The organism is Clostridium sp. CAG:43 (assembly GCF_000434655.1).
GTDB lineage: Bacteria > Bacillota > Clostridia > Lachnospirales > Lachnospiraceae > Otoolea > Otoolea fessa.
This window is the reverse complement of record NZ_FR895042.1, coordinates 13,001-14,234: the sequence shown is the minus strand read 5'-3', so window position 1 is coordinate 14,234 and position 1,234 is coordinate 13,001. Positions and strand designations below refer to the sequence as shown.

Below are 1,234 nucleotides of genomic sequence, written 5' to 3'. Positions count from 1 at the left end.
GTACAACGGCGGAGGAGATTCTTAAGATGAATCCGGACGGAATCATGCTTTCCAACGGTCCGGGCAACCCAGAGGACAACCCGGAGATCATCGAGGAGATCCGAAAGATTACGAAGGCTGGAAAACCGATGTTCGGTATCTGCCTGGGACACCAGCTGCTGGCGATTGCCAAGGGCGCGAAGACTGGAAAGATGAAATTCGGTCACAGAGGTGCGAACCAGCCGGTCAAGGATCTGACGACCGGACGCGTCTACATCAGCAGCCAGAACCACGGCTATGAGGTACTGCGCGATACGCTGCCGGAGGGCGCGGAGGAGACATTTATCAATGTCAACGACGGCACCTGCGAGGGCATCACCTACCACGATATGCCGGCATTTACCGTCCAGTTCCATCCAGAGGCGTGTGCAGGTCCGAAGGATACGGAAGAGCTGTTTGGGCGTTTCATTCAGATGATGAGAGATTATAAGGAAAAGGAGGGCGCGTCATGCCGTTAAATAAATCCCTGAAAAAAGTTATGGTAATCGGTTCCGGGCCTATCGTCATCGGTCAGGCGGCAGAGTTTGACTATGCAGGAACGCAGGCGTGCCGGGCTTTAAAAGAGGAAGGTCTGGAGGTCGTTTTAGTAAACTCCAACCCGGCAACCATCATGACGGACAGCGCCATCGCGGATCACGTATACATCGAGCCGCTGACCCTGGAATTTGTCAAGAGAATCATTGAAAAAGAGAAGCCTGACAGCATCCTGTCCACCCTGGGCGGACAGACCGGACTGACACTGTCCATGGAGCTTGCCAAAGAAGGTTTCTTAAAGAGCCACAATGTAACGCTTCTCGGCGCGTCTCCGGAGACCATCGATAAGGCGGAGGACCGCCAGTGCTTTAAAGACACGATGGAAGCTATCGGTGAGCCGGTCATTCCGTCCAAGGTTGTCACCACCATTGAGGATGCGCTTGATTTTGCCGAGGTTATTTCTTACCCGGTTATCGTGCGTCCGGCCTTTACCCTGGGCGGTACCGGCGGCGGTATTGCGGCAAATAAAGAAGAGCTTTACAACATCGCGGAGGCGGGTATCCGCCTGTCACCGATCAATCAGATTCTGGTTGAGAAATGTATTTCCGGATGGAAGGAGATCGAGTTTGAGGTAATGCGCGATGCCATCGGCAACGAGATTACGGTCTGCTCGATGGAAAACTTTGACCCGGTCGGCGTCCACACCGGCGACTCCATTGTT

Annotated in this window: 1 protein-coding gene and 1 pseudogene; both read left to right on the top strand. The window is 53.9% G+C overall.

All coding sequences use genetic code 11. The features are described 5' to 3' along the window. Positions 1 to 497 (top strand): carbamoyl phosphate synthase small subunit (locus QVO97_RS03460; protein WP_288188796.1); only part of this gene is annotated, 497 nt, incomplete at its 5' end. Then, positions 488 to 1,234: pseudogene (locus tag QVO97_RS03455) on the top strand (carbamoyl phosphate synthase large subunit); the annotation flags it as partial. The gene QVO97_RS03460 and the pseudogene QVO97_RS03455, both read left to right, overlap by 10 nt.